Origin of the sequence: Klebsiella sp. CN_Kp073 (assembly GCF_040065495.2) — a bacterium.
Lineage (GTDB): Bacteria > Pseudomonadota > Gammaproteobacteria > Enterobacterales > Enterobacteriaceae > Klebsiella > Klebsiella aerogenes.
This window is the reverse complement of record NZ_CM198051.1, coordinates 1,960,452-1,976,673: the sequence shown is the minus strand read 5'-3', so window position 1 is coordinate 1,976,673 and position 16,222 is coordinate 1,960,452. Positions and strand designations below refer to the sequence as shown.

The 16,222-nt window shown below is 52.7% G+C and carries 17 protein-coding genes; 7 read left to right on the top strand and 10 right to left on the bottom strand.

Features of this window, described 5'->3' with window-relative positions:
- Positions 1 to 15: 15 nt before the first annotated feature.
- Positions 16 to 207 (top strand): YdfD/YebW family protein, encoded by a 192-nt coding sequence (locus ABLV66_RS09550; protein WP_047045307.1) that lies wholly within the window; start codon positions 16 to 18, stop codon positions 205 to 207.
- 5 nt (positions 208 to 212) lie between these two features.
- Here the strand turns inward: ABLV66_RS09550 and pphA are convergent, their stop codons facing one another.
- Entirely contained in the window at positions 213 to 857 is a 645-nt protein-coding gene (pphA, locus tag ABLV66_RS09545) for a protein-serine/threonine phosphatase (RefSeq protein ID WP_047077760.1), read from the bottom strand.
- Between the two features lie 145 nt (positions 858 to 1,002).
- Between pphA and ABLV66_RS09540 the strand changes: the two genes are divergently transcribed.
- From ABLV66_RS09540 to ABLV66_RS09530, 3 genes are all read left to right on the top strand, one after another.
- A complete protein-coding gene (locus ABLV66_RS09540) occupies positions 1,003 to 1,971 on the top strand; it encodes a VirK/YbjX family protein (protein WP_047045312.1) in 969 nt (322 codons plus the stop codon).
- A 117-nt stretch (positions 1,972 to 2,088) separates the two neighbouring features.
- Complete coding sequence (locus ABLV66_RS09535) at positions 2,089 to 2,232, top strand: Ecr family regulatory small membrane protein (protein WP_348874664.1); 144 nt, start codon at positions 2,089 to 2,091, stop codon at positions 2,230 to 2,232.
- Positions 2,233 to 3,027: 795 nt separating this feature from the next.
- On the top strand, positions 3,028 to 4,122 hold the full coding sequence (locus ABLV66_RS09530; protein WP_348875942.1) for an acyltransferase family protein: 1,095 nt from the start codon (positions 3,028 to 3,030) through the stop codon (positions 4,120 to 4,122).
- A gap of 476 nt (positions 4,123 to 4,598) precedes the next feature.
- On the opposite strand, the gene ABLV66_RS09525 is transcribed toward ABLV66_RS09530, so the two are convergent.
- From ABLV66_RS09525 to yobA, 3 genes are read right to left on the bottom strand one after another with little or no spacing between them, the layout of a single operon-like run.
- Positions 4,599 to 4,940 carry a YebY family protein gene (locus ABLV66_RS09525; RefSeq protein WP_348875944.1) on the bottom strand — a complete coding sequence of 114 codons (342 nt, stop codon included), beginning with the start codon at positions 4,938 to 4,940 and terminating at the stop codon, positions 4,599 to 4,601.
- Between the two features lie 13 nt (positions 4,941 to 4,953).
- Positions 4,954 to 5,823: a copper homeostasis membrane protein CopD gene (gene copD, locus ABLV66_RS09520; RefSeq protein ID WP_045390338.1), complete on the bottom strand. Its 870-nt coding sequence runs from the start codon at positions 5,821 to 5,823 to the stop codon at positions 4,954 to 4,956.
- Positions 5,824 to 5,826: 3 nt separating this feature from the next.
- On the bottom strand, positions 5,827 to 6,201 hold the full coding sequence (gene yobA, locus ABLV66_RS09515) for a CopC domain-containing protein YobA (protein WP_045390336.1): 375 nt from the start codon (positions 6,199 to 6,201) through the stop codon (positions 5,827 to 5,829).
- Between the two features lie 134 nt (positions 6,202 to 6,335).
- Between yobA and ABLV66_RS09510 the strand changes: the two genes are divergently transcribed.
- Complete coding sequence (locus tag ABLV66_RS09510) at positions 6,336 to 6,566, top strand: DNA polymerase III subunit theta (RefSeq protein WP_015366007.1); 231 nt, start codon at positions 6,336 to 6,338, stop codon at positions 6,564 to 6,566.
- A gap of 79 nt (positions 6,567 to 6,645) precedes the next feature.
- Complete coding sequence (gene exoX / locus ABLV66_RS09505) at positions 6,646 to 7,305, top strand: exodeoxyribonuclease X (protein ID WP_348875945.1); 660 nt, start codon at positions 6,646 to 6,648, stop codon at positions 7,303 to 7,305.
- A 2-nt stretch (positions 7,306 to 7,307) separates the two neighbouring features.
- Here exoX and ptrB read toward each other — a convergent pair whose 3' ends face one another.
- The 3 genes from ptrB to ABLV66_RS09490 form a co-directional block, all read right to left on the bottom strand.
- Complete coding sequence (gene ptrB / locus ABLV66_RS09500; RefSeq protein ID WP_348875946.1) at positions 7,308 to 9,368, bottom strand: oligopeptidase B; 2,061 nt, start codon at positions 9,366 to 9,368, stop codon at positions 7,308 to 7,310.
- A 122-nt stretch (positions 9,369 to 9,490) separates the two neighbouring features.
- Complete coding sequence (locus ABLV66_RS09495; protein WP_348875948.1) at positions 9,491 to 10,162, bottom strand: tellurite resistance TerB family protein; 672 nt, start codon at positions 10,160 to 10,162, stop codon at positions 9,491 to 9,493.
- Between the two features lie 105 nt (positions 10,163 to 10,267).
- Positions 10,268 to 10,627 carry a YebG family protein gene (locus tag ABLV66_RS09490; protein WP_045390327.1) on the bottom strand — a complete coding sequence of 120 codons (360 nt, stop codon included), beginning with the start codon at positions 10,625 to 10,627 and terminating at the stop codon, positions 10,268 to 10,270.
- 136 nt (positions 10,628 to 10,763) lie between these two features.
- Here ABLV66_RS09490 and purT point away from each other — a divergent pair, with 136 nt between their 5' ends.
- Positions 10,764 to 11,942: a formate-dependent phosphoribosylglycinamide formyltransferase gene (purT, locus tag ABLV66_RS09485; RefSeq protein WP_348875950.1), complete on the top strand. Its 1,179-nt coding sequence runs from the start codon at positions 10,764 to 10,766 to the stop codon at positions 11,940 to 11,942.
- Between the two features lie 54 nt (positions 11,943 to 11,996).
- Here the strand turns inward: purT and ABLV66_RS09480 are convergent, their stop codons facing one another.
- From ABLV66_RS09480 to zwf, 3 genes are all read right to left on the bottom strand, one after another.
- Positions 11,997 to 12,638 (bottom strand): bifunctional 4-hydroxy-2-oxoglutarate aldolase/2-dehydro-3-deoxy-phosphogluconate aldolase, encoded by a 642-nt coding sequence (locus tag ABLV66_RS09480; protein ID WP_348875952.1) that lies wholly within the window; start codon positions 12,636 to 12,638, stop codon positions 11,997 to 11,999.
- A gap of 38 nt (positions 12,639 to 12,676) precedes the next feature.
- Positions 12,677 to 14,488 carry a phosphogluconate dehydratase gene (edd, locus tag ABLV66_RS09475; protein ID WP_047066814.1) on the bottom strand — a complete coding sequence of 604 codons (1,812 nt, stop codon included), beginning with the start codon at positions 14,486 to 14,488 and terminating at the stop codon, positions 12,677 to 12,679.
- A gap of 222 nt (positions 14,489 to 14,710) precedes the next feature.
- On the bottom strand, positions 14,711 to 16,186 hold the full coding sequence (gene zwf, locus ABLV66_RS09470; protein ID WP_045390321.1) for a glucose-6-phosphate dehydrogenase: 1,476 nt from the start codon (positions 16,184 to 16,186) through the stop codon (positions 14,711 to 14,713).
- Positions 16,187 to 16,222: the final 36 nt, after the last annotated feature.

The window sequence follows — 16,222 nt, the reverse complement described above, 5'->3', positions numbered from 1 at the left end:
GCTAATGAGGGCAGGATGTTTGCCTTAGTATTATTCATTTGCTATCTGGACGGCGGGTGCGAAGACATCGTAGTGGATGTCTATGATAACGAACGACAATGCCTCGTCGCTATGGACGACCAACGAATTCGCCAGGGAGGCTGTTTCCCGGTAGAAGATTTTATCGACGGCTTCTGGCGACCGGCGACGGAATACAGCGATTTTTAAGCGGCTCACTGCAGCTGCACCAGCGTTAGCTCTCCGCCAAACACCGCGCCGGTGTCAATGTAGTGTTGGTTATCGCTATCGTAACGGCGTTTAAGCGGCGTATGGCCAAACCAAAAGTGATCCGCCCCGACAATCTCACCGTGCCGCCCCGCCAGATGATCGGTTAAACGCTGGCGGCCCCAGAGCACCTGATGTTCGTCCACGGGCAACTGCCAATGATAAACGCTGGCGGGATAGTCGGCATGGGCAATCACGTGGGTGGTATCCTGACAGCGGAGTTCAATGATTAACGGCACATCCCGGCAGCGGTTAAACAGCAAATCAGCCAACCGTTTCTGTTCTTGTGAGGCGGTTGGATACCACTCGCCACCGTTCATCGTCCACAGTGCCATTTCCCCGCTCGCCAGCGCATCCAGCGCCATTTGCTCATGGTTACCGCGCACCGCTCTGAACCACCGGCAACGCAGCAACCCCAGACATTCCACGCTTTGCGGCCCACGGTCAATCAGATCGCCAACAGAAATAAGAAGATCCTGCCAGGGATCAAATTTAAGCTGGCGCAGCTGGGACATTAATAAAGCAAAACAACCATGTAGATCGCCCACCAGCCAAATATTACGCCAGGTGCTACCTGCCAATCGCTGATACATATTTCACCCCCTCTGTTAATTATACAAAATATGTCTGAAAAAGAGGTTGAAAATTCATACGTCAATCAACGTTAAACAAGGCGTAAATATAGTCTGGCGAACCATTAAGCTTTTCCCGCGAGATCCGTAAAATAAAAATAAAATAATGACGAGGTATGACATCGTGACGGACAATAGCCTGCATTCATCATGCACACTGCAGCAACGCTCAAATTTGATTGCCGATCTCGTAATGGGGCGTATCACGCCTGCGCCAATCTGGCAAAAACGCAACTTTCGGCTCAAATTCTTGTTGCGTACGGCATTATTTTATCAGCCGACCCGAGAAATGCTGGACACCCTTTCGGCACGTAGTGATTTCCGCCAACTGTTGGCTGCGCAGGCTACGCTTCCAGGTAAAGTACATCGTCAGTATTTAGTGCGCGATCTAAACGCGCGTCAGCGTTCCCAGGCCATCATCAGCCACTATCAGTACGTCGACTCGTTGGGCGAAAACCGGCTGGCGATGGCCATGATATCGCCGTCAGAACTACCGTTACTGACCCTGTCCGCTAAAGATGATGCGGCCTTTACGCTCTTTGCCTCGTCAGCCGGGAAAGCAGAGCGGGAAGGTGAAACCACCCTTTGGCTTCGCGATAGCCATCACCAGTTGTTGGCCAGCGTCACGTTTAGCGTAATCCGCCACCAAGGGCAGTGGCAACTGGTCATCGGCGGCCTGCAGGGGCCCCGCCGCCATGTTTCTCATGAGGTGATTAAACACGCGACCCGCGCCTGCTACGGCCTGTTTCCCAAACGTCTGCTGCTGGAATTCATCTGGCTGTTGGCCGGCCAAAGCAATATTCAGGCTATTTACGCCGTTAGCGATAATGGCCACGTATTCCGCGCGCTGCGCTATCGTTTAAGCAAAGGCCGGCACTTCCATGCCAGCTATGATGAGTTCTGGCAATCAATTGAAGGTGTGCGTGAGGATAGTTACCGCTGGCGCTTGCCGCTGAAACTGGAAAGAAAATCGCTGGAAAGTATCGCGAGCAAGAAGCGCGCCGAATATCGCCGCCGTTTCCAGCTAATGGATGAGATGGCCGTACAGGTGGCTAATCTGCTAAGTGTAAAATAAATATTCACGTCTTATTACGAAAAAAATTCGCCGTTTTAAATAACGGCGTTTTCATTTGTACATTCTTTGGTTAATATCGTGGCCTGTTGATAATCGGTTTAAGTTGGCCATTGACCCATGAGTAAAACTGAGATTTTCCTGCTGCTGGTTATCCTGCTTATTTTAGGCAGTGCCCTGTGGTTTATTTTCAGTGACGAGATATGGGTATTGGTTAGCTATCTGGAAACCTTACTCTATCCATCATTAATCGCCCCAGAATAAATGCAAACATGCTGACTTTGCCAGGACTTCATTCTGGCTGTATCAATTGGCGGCAGAAGGTCTTCACTTCCCAAAGAACCGCATTAATTGCATAACATTCCATCATTGCCTCATTTTATTTATCATACAAATATGTATACTAATGACTTCCGATGTAGACCCATCCTTCACCTGCACTATGGGTCTGGTTGTGTGCAGGTGTCTTCTTTCCGGGCGTGATCTTCAACGTAACCCGTTCTTCCCGCCGTTTTACAGCCTATACCGACAACAAAATGAGCGTATCGCGAATTGCAACTTACGGAATAGCTGCGTTCTCAACGGTCCTCATACGAAGAGCTACGATGTAAAACACTTTTAGCATTAATTTTAGACAATGCTCAGTCTGGATAGAGGGGGGACAGGCTCTGAAAGCCACATCGGGAATCGGATATCTGATTATCATTATTCCCGGATTATCTCATGAACCACTGCTCAAATAAGAGCATCTAGTTAATTTAATTCAACCTCAGCAATATATTATTCACGCACTGAATGTTAATAAAATTAAACATACATGCGTGATATATAAATAGCTAAACAAACCTATTAATCCATATTAAATTTTTTCTGAAAAAGTAACAAAAAAAATGAACATCTAAAACAATAAATCCATAACCATTTGATAATAATGAAAAATAAAACATATCGCAATAATTACTAATACTTGTAGATTACCAACCCCTCTTATTTATGCTGAGAGACTGCATTGTAAGTGATAACATCTGCGGAAATTCTTCCCTTCAGATTATTGATTAAATGAACAGCAAACAAGAAATAGTATCGATACATTACCTTCGAGGTATAGCAGCATTATTAGTCGTATTACTTCACATCTCCTGGTATATGGGTGATGAATGGGGACATCTATTCGATGCCGGAAGGATTGGTGTGGATATATTTTTTATAATCAGTGGATTTATTATTGCCTATGCTACAAAAAATGGTAATGAAAATACGGCTTTATTCCTGGGAAAAAGGATTGTGCGAATTTACCCTTGCCTTTTTATTGTCTGGGTATTCTATTGTTTAACAGTGTTTCGCGACATTAATCTATCAACCATGATTAAGTCCTTACTTTTGTTTCATAAAGATTACTCTACTCCCGCTCCTGCTTATGACTTTAACCTGATGGGAACCCCATGGACATTAACCTATGAAGTTTATTTTTACATTGTATTTTCAGTAGCTATGAAAGCATCACAAAAATACAGATCTGTGCTATGCTCTCTGTTCTTAATAGCATTAACAGTTATATCCCAAATTACATATAATGGTACTTTTGAGTTCAACCGATATGTGTCAGCAAATATATTAGTACAACATTGGTATCAGGTGCCAATCAAAATCATTAGCACCACAATCACCTGGGAATTCATTGCTGGGATGGCACTTTTCGAACTGAGAGGTTGGCTTGTAAAATATAGGAGCAAACTCTTTGAACAGGCTTTAATAATATTGTCAACGATATATTTGACAATGTTATATGTCAATGGCGGCCATGGTTTAATATTCAAATCTGGTATTTTTTATGGGGCATTTTTGATATTCTTCACGGCCCTATACTTTGAAGCCGGGAATGCCATTTTCAAAAACAAGTTCCTGCATTTTCTGGGCAATATTTCATATTCAATGTATCTTATTCATTATGCAATAAATCAGTACATCAGAATTCATACCAACTGGATTTGGAGTGATATCCCTGGGATCATAAAAGTCGCGGCTATACTCAGCCTGACTTTCGTCTTCTCTTATTTATCATATCGACTCATAGAATTACCCGCGATGAAGATGTTTAAATACTATATAAAAAGACATTCTGTTAAAGCGAGTGAGACCAAGTTGGCCGTATAAAAGAGGGCTGCCCCTCTCTACAATAGTTTACTCATCAAAAATTCACGTTTTCACTAAAGTGACATTTCGGGTATCGGAGTTGCCGTTGCGACGCGACGGCAATTTTTATGTAAAAATAATGTTAAGCAGGTTTTGGTTGTGATATAAGGGAGAAAGCTCAACGTTCAGCCGTATGAGCATTAACAATGGATGTGTATAACTCGCTGAATAATAGATAAAAAGAGACCGAACACGATTCCTGTATTCGGTCCAGGGAAATGGCTCTTGGGAGAGAGCCGTGCGCTAAAAGTTGGCATTAATGCAGGCTAAGTCGCCTTGCCTTATAAGAATAGTTGACTGTGTCAGCTTTTCCAGTCCGCGACAAAAGCGGTTGAAAAATTGCTGACAAAATCCGTTGCGCCAACAAAAAACCGCCGCGTTTTTCCACAAGACGCAGGCGGTTTTTTATCTTTAAAACAACGTGATATAGGTAATTATCAGCAGAGCTTTTGCGCTCGTTCGATAAACGGCGCCAGACTCATTTTTTGCCCCGGATGCTGCGGATCGTCAGCCAGGATGATTGAAATCGGCTGCGCGGTAGTCTTACCGGCCTTCACTTCCTGCTCGGCGACATCATTCAGCGGATACTGCACCAGGGTGCTCGGGTTAATCACATAAAGCGCATTACCCGGGCGGCAGGTTAACATCACCTCTTCGCGGGTGAAGGCCCAGTTGTCCTTGCCCATTTCAAAACGGCTCACGGTAATCACCTGTGGCGCCGCCAGCGCGGCGCCTGAGCTTGCCAGTAACAACATTGTCAGAACGATTTTTTTCATCATTTAGCCAGTTAACTCAATTAGGTTGCCAGGTCGCGAACAGGCTGACGGCGAGGATCGCCAGCGCGGCAAGCGCCATTTCCAGCTGTGTAGTGCGTAAAATAGTCCGTTCCGCCCATGCGCCTTCGCCTGACATTCGCGGTACCAGAACATACCTGTTCACCAGCGCAATTGCTACCATCGCGGCGACCAGCGCACATTTGAGCAACAACATCGCTCCCCACGGTGAATCGCCAATCAGCCGCCCCTGTATTAATAGCGTATTGCCAATTCCGCTGGCAATCGCGCCAGCCACGGCCAGATGCCCATAACGTGAAAAACGCATCATGGTGGTTATCGCTACCTGACGCCAGCGCCCGCGCGCCAGCCGCAGGCAATAGACAAATGGCAACAGCCCGCCGGCCCAGGCAGCGACGCAGAACAGATGTAGCGCGTGATTGGTGCGCTGTAGCGCGCCGAGCCAACCGTCGTTCATCGCCGCATGCCCCACGCCGGCCATTAACAACAACTGCGCGCAAAATAGCAGTAACAGAAGACGCGCCGGGCGGCGTGGTTTGAGCCACGCCACCGCCAGCGCAATCCACGCCAGCACCATTTGCCAAAGCCAGACGCCGCCGAACTGCGTCCCGATAACAGCCCTCCAGATTGCAGGTCGCCAGACATCCCCCCAGCCATCGGCCATCAACCCGCCTTGTGCCATCAGCATCAAGGTGGCTGAAATAGCGCTAATCATTAGCAGGTAGCGCAGCAAAGGATAAAAACGCTGCATCAGCAGACGACGCAGCGAGGCTGGCGCCCACCATGCGCCGTACAGCGCGCAACCGAAAGCCGTCATCAATGAGATGAAGTGGACAAACCGCAGGCCGACATACACTCCCGTCAGCATGGTTTACTTCACGCTGAAGTGGTATTGCCCTTTGGTCTTATGGCCGTCAACGGAGACCACATGCCACGCTACGGTATACTCGCCCGCCGCCAGCGGTTCAGTCAGCGGCAGCGTTAATTGCGCCTTATTACCGTCGCTGCGGGCCAGCTTGCCGGTAGCGACAGGTTTATTCTGCGGGCCGCTGAGGGTCACACCACTGAAGGAGAGCTCGACGCCTTCACTAAACGTTAACGTGAGCGACTGCGGCGACGCGGAGACCGTCGAATCGGCCGCCGGGATTTGTTGTTGCAGATGAGCATGAGCAAAAGCGCTGGCGGTGGTTAACATAGCGCTGAAAAATACGGCGGCGTATAGCGCGCGTCCGGCGATGTTTCGCATAAACGTCATTCCTTTTTGTTATGTATGTTGGACAGAGAATAACCCTGTATAATGGCATAGTCGAGCTAAGCATCCGGGACTTGCCTTTCAGCGTCACGCTTAGTAACTTTTGCGCCGTAATGAAGGAGGTACTGATGGCAAATAATCTGGCAAAAATTTCGCAAGATGAAATGGACAAGGTCAACGTTGATCTCGCGGCGGCCGGCGTCGCATTTAAAGAACGCTACAATATGCCGGTCGTTGCCGACCTCGTCGAGCGAGAGCAACCGGCTCACCTGCGCGACTGGTTCCGTGAACGTCTGATCGCGCACCGTCTGGCATCCGTGTCACTTTCCCGCCTGCCGTATGAACCGAAAGCAAAATGATTGCTCATTCCTTGAGGATCCCCCCATTGGCATCCGCCGCGCATTCCTTTACGCTGGTGTTTTTGGCGAGGAGTAAGCCATGCTGCGCGTAATCGATACCGAAACCTGCGGTTTGCAGGGCGGCATTGTCGAAATTGCCTCCGTCGATATCATCGACGGCCACATAACGAATCCCATGAGTCATCTGGTGAGACCTGACCGCCCTATCAGCCCGCAGGCGATGGCTATCCACCGCATCACTGAAGAAATGGTGGCCGATAAGCCCTGGATTGAAGAAATCGTACCGCAATACCAGGGCAGTCCATGGTATGTCGCCCATAACGCCAGCTTTGATCGCCGGGTATTACCGGAAATGAACGGCGAGTGGATTTGTACTATGAAGCTGGCGCGCCGCCTGTGGCCGGGAATTAAGTACAGCAATATGGGGTTGTATAAGTCGCGCAAGCTAAGCGTAGCCACCCCACCGGGTTTGCATCACCACCGCGCGCTGTACGACTGTTATATCACCGCTGCCCTACTGCTGGATATCATGCAGGTTTCCGGCTGGTCACCGGATGAAATGGCCGACATTACCGGCCGACCGGCGCTGCTGACTACCTTTACCTTCGGCAAATATCGCGGCAAAGCGGTGTCGGAAGTGGCGGAAAACGATCCAGGCTATTTACGTTGGCTGTTCAATAACCTGGACCGAATGAGCCCTGAACTGCGGCTGACCCTCAAACACTACCTCGGCGAGTAACGCTACACTTCTACCTTGCCGGGCAAGGTGCCTTGCGCGAGGGCGATTAAAAAGGCGTACTCCAACGCCACGCCCTCGTAGCTTTTAAACCGTCCCGACTTACCGCCATGCCCGGAATCCATGTCGGTACATAACAGCAGCAGATTGTCGTCGGTTTTCAGCTCGCGTAGCTTCGCCACCCATTTTGCGGGTTCCCAGTATTGCACCTGCGAATCATGCAGCCCGGTGGTCACTAACATATGCGGATAAGCCTGGGCTGAGACGCCATCATAGGGGCTATAGCTCTTCATATAGTGATAATAGGTTTCGTCCTGCGGGTTTCCCCACTCCTCAAACTCACCGGTCGTGAGCGGAATAGATTCGTCGAGCATGGTGGTCAGTACGTCAACAAACGGCACCTGCGCCACTACGCCATGGAACAACTCCGGTCGTTGGTTTATCGCCACGCCCATCAGCATGCCGCCGGCGCTGCCGCCCATGCCATAGCATAATTTAGGGTCGCCATATCCCTGCGCCAGCAGCGCATCGCAGACGTCCAGATAATCGTTAAAGGTATTCTTCTTGTTGAGGAATTTGCCGTCTTCATACCACTGCTGGCCAAGTTCGCCGCCGCCGCGAATATGGGCTATTGCAAAGACAAAACCGCGATCCAGCAGGCTCAGACGGCTGGCGCTAAAATCGGCGTCCATGCTGGCGCCGTAAGAGCCATAGCCGTACACCAGTAGCGGGTTGGCCCCTTTACGAAAGTGTTCGCGGTGATAGACCAGCGATACCGGCACCTCCACGCCGTCACGCGCTGTCACCCACAAATGTTCGCTGCGATAACAGGCAGCGTCAAAGCCCTGCACTTCCTGTTGTTTGATAACCCGCCGCTCGCCGGTATCCATATCCAGCTCAAATAGCGTATCCGGGGTCGTCATCGATGAATAACCATAGCGCAGCCTTGACGTTTCCGGTTCCGGATTATAGGCAAGCCACGTGACGTAGGCGGGATCGTCAAAAGCGATGCCAACCACTTCTCGCGTTTTACGGTTGATCTGCCGCAGGCTGGTTAAGCCCCGCAGGCGTTCCTCGACCACCAGCCAGTCGGTAAACAGGGTAAAACCTTCGAGCATCACGTCAGGACGTGCTGGGATCAGCGTCTGCCACTGGTCTTCGTCGCGGAGCACGGTGCGGTAAAGCCCGAAGTTTTTGCCCTCGCGATTAGAGCGCAGATAAAACGCGTGCTGATAATGGTCGAGGCTATATTCATGATCCTTGCGTCGCGGCAAAAAGCACACCGGTTCGGCGTCAGGAAGCTCCGGATTAAGGAGTAACACTTCACTGGTGGTGGCGCTGGCAAGATAAATAACCACAAACTGCTGGGAGGTGGTTTTATGCACGCTGACGTAAAACGTGTCGTCTTTCTCTTCGTAGACCAACACATCGTTATCCGCGCTAGTGCCAATGGCATGCCGCCAGACCTGATACGGCAGCAGCGTGGTCGGGTGCTTACGCACATACCACAAAAAACGAGAGTCATTACTCCAGGCAAATCCTGGCGTGACGTTTTCCAGGATCTCAGCCGACCATTCGCCGCTGCTCAGATCCTTAAAACGTAAGCCGTACTGACGGCGGGAAAGATAATCTTCCGCCACCGCCATCAGTTGGTTGTTCGGCGCGACGCCTAATCCGCCGAGAGTATAGAATTCGCTCTTCGCCGCCCGTTGGTTGGCGTCGAGCAAAATCTCCCATTCATCCCACTCTTCTTTGAGCACCGATTGACGTTGGTAAATCGCGTATTCACAGCCTGGTTCATAGACCTGGCGATAGCGGTAGCCATTTTTGCTATAAGGAGCGGAGACCTCCCGCTGCGGAATGCGATCGATGATTTCCTTCAGCACCCGCTCCTGCAGGCTGCTTTGTGTATCCATCACCTTTTTGCCGTAGTCATTTTCCTGATGGAGATACTCCAGCACTTCCGGGCGCGCGCGTTCGTCATCGCGTAGCCAGTAGTAGTTATCGATGCGAGTGTCGCCATGTAGCGTCATGGCGTGGGGGATCCGTTTGGCTTTCGGTAGCATGCGTTATTCTTCTGCGTCTTATTATGGAATCACAAAATCACTCAGGGCGCCGAGCGCCCTGAACGATGTCGTGTCTATAAGGGTGGCAAAAGTGGCCAGCGATGCAAGCGAAACGCTCTCTTTTAAGAATCAAGCGCCTGCTTTTGCGCCTGAACATCGCGTTCTATCTCCTGACGAACGTCCTCAGGCAGCTTGAGCGCATCGCCGAGCGCATCCAGATAGCTGCGCTCCATAAAATGGTCGATATCAATTACCGCGCAGCTGAGGTAGTAGATTTCCAGCGCTTCTTGCCCATCGCGCACGCTTTGCGCCAGCCGCTGCGGGTCGAGCGGCTGGGTTAAAACCCTGTCGATCAACACTCGGCCCTGCACGTCGATGTTCGCCGCGCGCAACTGCTCTTCTATATGCTGACGTTCACGTTCGTCAATATGACCGTCGCTTTTGGCGGCAAAGACTAGCGCGGTAATCAGCCGCTCGCTGCGCGCATCAAGCACAACCGGTTCCTGGGCAACCGCGGTGGATGTCCGCATTGCGATATCCGCCTGCTGACCGCGCATTTTTTGCTGATATTTATTCCACAGCACGCTGCCTGCCACCGCGCCGCCGCCAACCAGCAGCGCGCCAGTGCCATATTTCGCCAGCAGCTTGCGCGATGATTTGCTGGCGACCAACAAACCCGCAAGGCCGCCCAATGCGCCGGGCAGCAGGTTTTTAGCGGATGAAGACTTTTCAGCGGAAACGGAATCGCCCTGCTGACCCAGCAGGGACTGAAGTTGATTAAGCCAGTTAGCCATAACATTCCTCATAGCGCGAGATGCGATGCCATCAGCCTAAACGACGAGACGTCAGGAAATGTTATGGCTGGCTAAAGATGCGAAAATTTCCGTTGCGCCCGGTTATCAGGCGGCCTTTGCTTTGCGCGGCTTTTTCGCGGCGCCTTCTTCGGCGGCACCAGGCTGAGCCTCGTCCTCTGTAGGCGCAGACTCCGGCATTTCTGCCGCCGCCTCAGCATGATCTTCTGCTTCCGGCAATTTCCCTGACTTCAGAATGTGGTGTAAGGCGTCTTTGCGCTCGGCCAGCCACATCGACATATTGTCACGCTGAGCTTCATCTAATTCCAGCGGGCACGCGACCAGCCAGTCATTGAGCACCTCAGCCAAATCGAGCATTTTGTCGTAAGCATCGGCCTCTTTTTTGCTGGCAAAAGACATTTTTTCCTCACCTTCACGGATCACGACGTATTTGATTTCAACCGCCATTGTGCAGCCTCTTTATACTGTATTTATATACAGTATATCAAATTTCGCCGCCGTTCTCAACTTACGCGTATAAAGACAGACGCAAACGTTTTCGTTTATAATGCGCGGCATGTTCTGTTTACGCTGAGAGTAGGTTATGACTTTATTAGGTACCGCGCTGCGCCCCGCGGCCACGAAGGTAATGTTGTTAGGTTCCGGCGAGCTCGGAAAAGAAGTCGCCATTGAATGCCAGCGGCTGGGTATTGAAACCATCGCCGTCGACCGCTATCCCGATGCGCCGGCGATGCAGGTGGCCCATCGTTCGCACGTCATCAACATGCTGCACGGCGACGCGCTGCGTGAACTGATCGCCTTAGAAAGGCCAGATTATATCGTGCCGGAGATCGAAGCCATTGCCACCGACACTCTGGTTGAACTTGAACAAGCCGGGCAAAAAGTGGTGCCAACCGCGCGGGCCGCGAAACTCACCATGAATCGCGAAGGCATTCGCCGGCTGGCGGCAGAAGAACTGCAGATCCCCACCTCTGCCTATCGTTTTGCCGACAGTGAAGAAGGGTTCCGCGCCGCCGTCGCCGAAATTGGTCTGCCTTGTATCGTTAAGCCGGTAATGAGTTCCTCGGGTAAAGGCCAAAGCTTTATCCGCTCGGCTGACCAGCTCAGCGCCGCCTGGCAACACGCCCAACAGGGCGGGCGCGCAGGCGCCGGACGCGTCATCGTCGAAGGGGTGGTAAATTTTGATTTTGAAATTACGCTGCTCACCGTCAGCGCCGTCGACGGCGTCCACTTTTGCGCCCCGGTAGGCCATCGTCAGGAAGATGGCGACTACCGTGAATCCTGGCAGCCGCAGCAGATGAGCGATCTCGCGCTGCAACGCGCGCAGGAGATCGCCCGCAAAGTGGTGCTGGCGCTGGGTGGATATGGGCTCTTCGGCGTTGAATTGTTCGTTTGCGGCGATGAGGTTATCTTCAGCGAAGTCTCCCCTCGCCCACACGATACCGGCATGGTCACTCTGATCTCGCAGGATCTATCGGAATTCGCCCTGCACGTTCGCGCCTTCCTTGGCCTGCCGATCGGCGCCATCCGCCAGTATGGCCCAGCGGCATCGGCGGTGATTTTACCGCAGCTAACCAGTGAGAATGTGACCTTTGGCAATCTGCATGCCGCCGTTGGCGCGGGTCTGCAGTTGCGGCTGTTCGGCAAACCGGAAATCGCCGGCGCGCGTCGCCTGGGCGTTACGCTGGCGGTTGCTGACAACGTCGATGAAGCCATCAGCCGCGCCAAAAACGCTGCCGCCGCGGTTGTCGTGAAGGGATAAAAAAAAGCCCGGTCGCTCACGCGGGCCGGGCTTCTGTCATTTAAGGCGCAGAAATTATTTCGCGCCTTCTACCGCTTCACGAGCCAGCTTAGTGATACGCTCGTAATCGCCAACCTCCAGCGCGTCGGCCGGAACCAGCCAGGAACCGCCGATACACAGCACGCTGTTCAGCGCCAGGTAATCGCGATAGTTCGCCGGAGAGATACCGCCAGTCGGGCAGAAACGAATGTGACCGAACGGACCCGCAATCGCCTGCAGCGCTTTCACGCCGCCGTTCGCTTCCGCCGGGAAGAATTTGAATTCTTTCAGACCATACTGCATGCCCAGCATCAGTTCGGAAACGGTGCTGATCCCCGGGATCAGCGGGATAGTACCTTCGCCGGTCGCCGCTTTCAGTAGGGACTCGGTCAGGCCCGGGCTAATAGCGAACTGCGCGCCTGCTTCAGTTACGGCTTTCAGTTGCTCAACGTTGGTCACGGTGCCGGCGCCGACAATCGCCTCCGGCACTTCTTTGGCGATAGCGCGGATAGCTTCCAGCGCGCACTCGGTGCGCAACGTGACTTCCAGAACGCGTACGCCGCCTGCAACCAGCGCTTTCGCCATCGGCACCGCGTGTTCCAGCTTTTTCACCACGATAACCGGTACGACCGGGCCGTTAGTCAGGATTGCTTCTGCAGTTGTTTTCCAGTTTTTCATCAGAGTTTTCTCTCGCCAGATCTACAAATCGAATCGTCTTAAAAAGTGATGCAGGTTGCGCCCTGCTCGGCTCCGGAGAGCTTCTCGCGCAGCGCGCCGAACATCTCGCGGCCGGTACCGACCCGCGAACTGCTCAGGTCAGGAATATGCGGCTGGCGGGCGGCCAGTTCGGCTTCATCGACCAGCAGGGTCAACTCGCCGGTCTGCCCGTTAACGCGAATCATGTCGCCATCGCGAACTTTCGCCAGCAAGCCGCCATCGTAGGCTTCAGGAGTAACATGGATGGCTGACGGTACCTTGCCTGATGCGCCGGAAAGTCGACCATCGGTGACCAGCGCAATTTTGAAACGGCGGTCCAATAATACACCAAGTGGCGGCATAAGTTTATGTAATTCTGGCATGCCGTTCGCTTTCGGCCCCTGATGGCGTACAACGACTACGCAATCTTTATCCAACAGTCCCGCTTCAAACGCCGGCAGTACGTCGTGCTGGCTCTCAAAGACGACCGCTGGCGCTTCGATAATCTGGTTCTCAACCGGCACCGCGGAGGTCTTCATTACCGCACGACCGAGGTTACCGCTCAGCACTTTGGTACCGCCATGGCGGGAGAACGGTTTCTCGAAGGTAGCAATGACCTGATCGTCAAGCGGCGCGGTCGCCCCTTCACGCCAGTCCAGTTCGCCGTTATTCAGCCATGGTTCCATGGTGTAACGGGACAGGCCGAAGCCGGCAACCGTGTTGACATCTTCATGCAGCAATCCGCCTTTTAGCAGCTCGCGCACCAGTACCGGCACGCCGCCTGCCGCCTGGAAGTGGTTAATGTCCGCCGGACCGTTTGGATACAGACGCGCCAGCAGCGGCACCACATCAGAAAGATCGGAGAAATCATCCCAGTTAATGATAATGCCCGCCGCGCGCGCCATCGCTACCAGGTGCATCGTATGGTTGGTGGAGCCGCCGGTCGCCAGCAGCGCAACGATACCGTTGACCACCACTTTTTCGTCAATCATTTTACCCAGCGGCATCCACTCATTGCCGTTGCCGGTCATGCGCGTCACCTGACGCGCGGCGGCGCTGGTCAGCGCTTCACGCAGCGGAGCGTCCGGGTGAACAAACGAGGAACCTGGCAGCTGCATACCCATGAACTCAACCACCATCTGGTTGGTGTTGGCGGTACCGTAGAAGGTACAAGTGCCCGGCGCATGATAAGAGGCAGCTTCGGATTCAAGCAGCGCCATACGGTCAACCTTACCTTCGGCATACAGCTGACGAATACGCACTTTCTCTTTATTCGGCAGACCGCTGGCCATCGGGCCGGAGGGAATAAACACCGACGGCAGATGACCGAAGGAGAGCGCCGCCATGGTCAGACCGGGAACAATTTTATCGCATACGCCAAGATACAATGCGCCGTCGAACATGTTATGCGACAGGCCGATGGCGGCGGACATGGCAATCACTTCGCGGCTCAGCAGCGACAGCTCCATGCCATCCTGACCCTGCGTCACGCCGTCACACATTGCCGGTACGCCGCCGGCCACTTGCCCTACCGCATTGGCGGAGTGCAAGGCTTTGCGAATGATATCCGGATAATGTTCATAAGGCTGGTGGGCGGACAACATATCGTTGTAGGAGGTGATAATGGCGATGTTGTTGCGCAACATGCTCTTCAGCGACGCTTTATCTTCTGACTGACAGGCGGCAAAACCGTGCGCCAGGTTACCGCAGGCCAACTGCGAGCGATGGACGGTATCGCTTTTGGCTTGATTAATCCGTGCGAGGTAGGCTGAGCGGGTTTCGCGCGACCGTTCGATAATGCGATTTGTTACCCGTAACATTGTCGAATTCATAGAGGCTCCTCAAAATTTATCTGTCCGGCCACCGCGCGATGACGTCGAAGAATAGTGTAAATGGCACCACCACTGGGGCTCAGGGGCAAAATGTCTACAGGCAGTGTAATAAAAAAAGCCCCGGGGGTGAATCCTCCCGGGGCTTAAAAGATTAAAAATTATGCGCCAGACTGCGCCAGATCATGTTACCGGTAAAATAACTCTCCCGGATTAACGATACACTTACTCGAATTCGTTCCAGGAACGGCCATCGCGAGTGATCATCGCCACCGACGCCACCGGGCCCCAGGTACCTGCCTGATAAGGCTTCGGCGCGTCGCCGTCAGCCGCCCATGCGCCGGTAATGGAGTCAACCCACTTCCACGCTTCTTCCACTTCATCGCGACGCACGAACAGCGCCTGGATACCGCGCATGGTTTCCAACAGCAGGCGTTCGTAGGCATCCGCCAGGTGAGTTTGATTGAAGGTCTCGGAGTAGCTCAGATCCAGTTTGGTGATCTGCAGATTATGCTTGTGATCGAGGCCTGGAACTTTGTTAAGCACCTGAATATCAACACCTTCATCCGGCTGCAGACGAATGGTTAGTTTGTTCTGCGGCAGCTCCTGCCAGGTCTCTTTGAACAGGTTCAGTTCCGGAGTTTTGAAGTAAACCACCACTTCGGAACATTTGGTCGGCAGACGTTTACCGGTACGCAGGTAGAACGGAACCCCAGCCCAGCGCCAGTTATCGATATCCACGCGGATGGCCACAAAGGTCTCCGTATTACTGGATTTGTTAGCGCCCTCTTCTTCCAGATAGCCCGGTACTTTTTTGCCTTGCGCAAACCCGGCGGTGTATTGACCACGGACGGTTTTCTCACGCACGTTCGAGCGATCGATTCGGCGTAGCGATTTCAGCACTTTTACTTTTTCATCGCGGATGCTGTCGGCAGTTAGATCCGACGGCGGCGACATGGCGATCATGCACAGGATCTGCAGCAGATGGTTCTGGATCATGTCGCGCATCTGCCCGGCTTGATCGAAATAACCCCAGCGGCCTTCAATACCCACTTCTTCCGCCACGGTGATTTCAACGTGGTCAATGGTGCGGCAGTCCCAGTTATTAACAAACAAGGAGTTAGCAAAGCGCAGTGCCAGCAGGTTCAGTACCGTCTCTTTACCCAAATAATGGTCGATACGGTAAACCTGGCACTCTTCGAAATACTCGCCCACCTGGTCATTAATTTCCCGGGAGGTTTCCAGCGAGGTACCGAGCGGTTTTTCCATCACCACCCGCGCGGGTTTGGCATTCAGCTTTGCTTCGCCCAGGCCTTTGCAGATGGCGCCGAAAGTGCTTGGCGGCATCGCGAAGTAGTTAATGGTGACCCGGTTTTCCTGATCCAGCATTTCGCCCAGACGGGTGAAGCCGCTGGTATCGTTGACATCAAGATTACAGAAGTCCAGACGACCGCTCAGGGTATCCCATAAACCTTCGTCGATTTTCTCTTTCATGAAGGTTTCTAACGCTTCACGCACTACTTTGGTATAAGCGTCTTTATCCCAATCGGCGCGACCAACGCCGATGATGCGGGTTTCAGGATTAATCTGGCCAGCCTTTTCAAGCTGATACAGGGAAGGCAACAGTTTACGGCGCGCGAGGTCACCTTTCGCGCCGAAAATGACCAGATCGCATGCCTGGGCCGTTTGCGTTACCGCCATGTCATTCTCCTCAGTTGATAGTCTGGTGCTTATGCC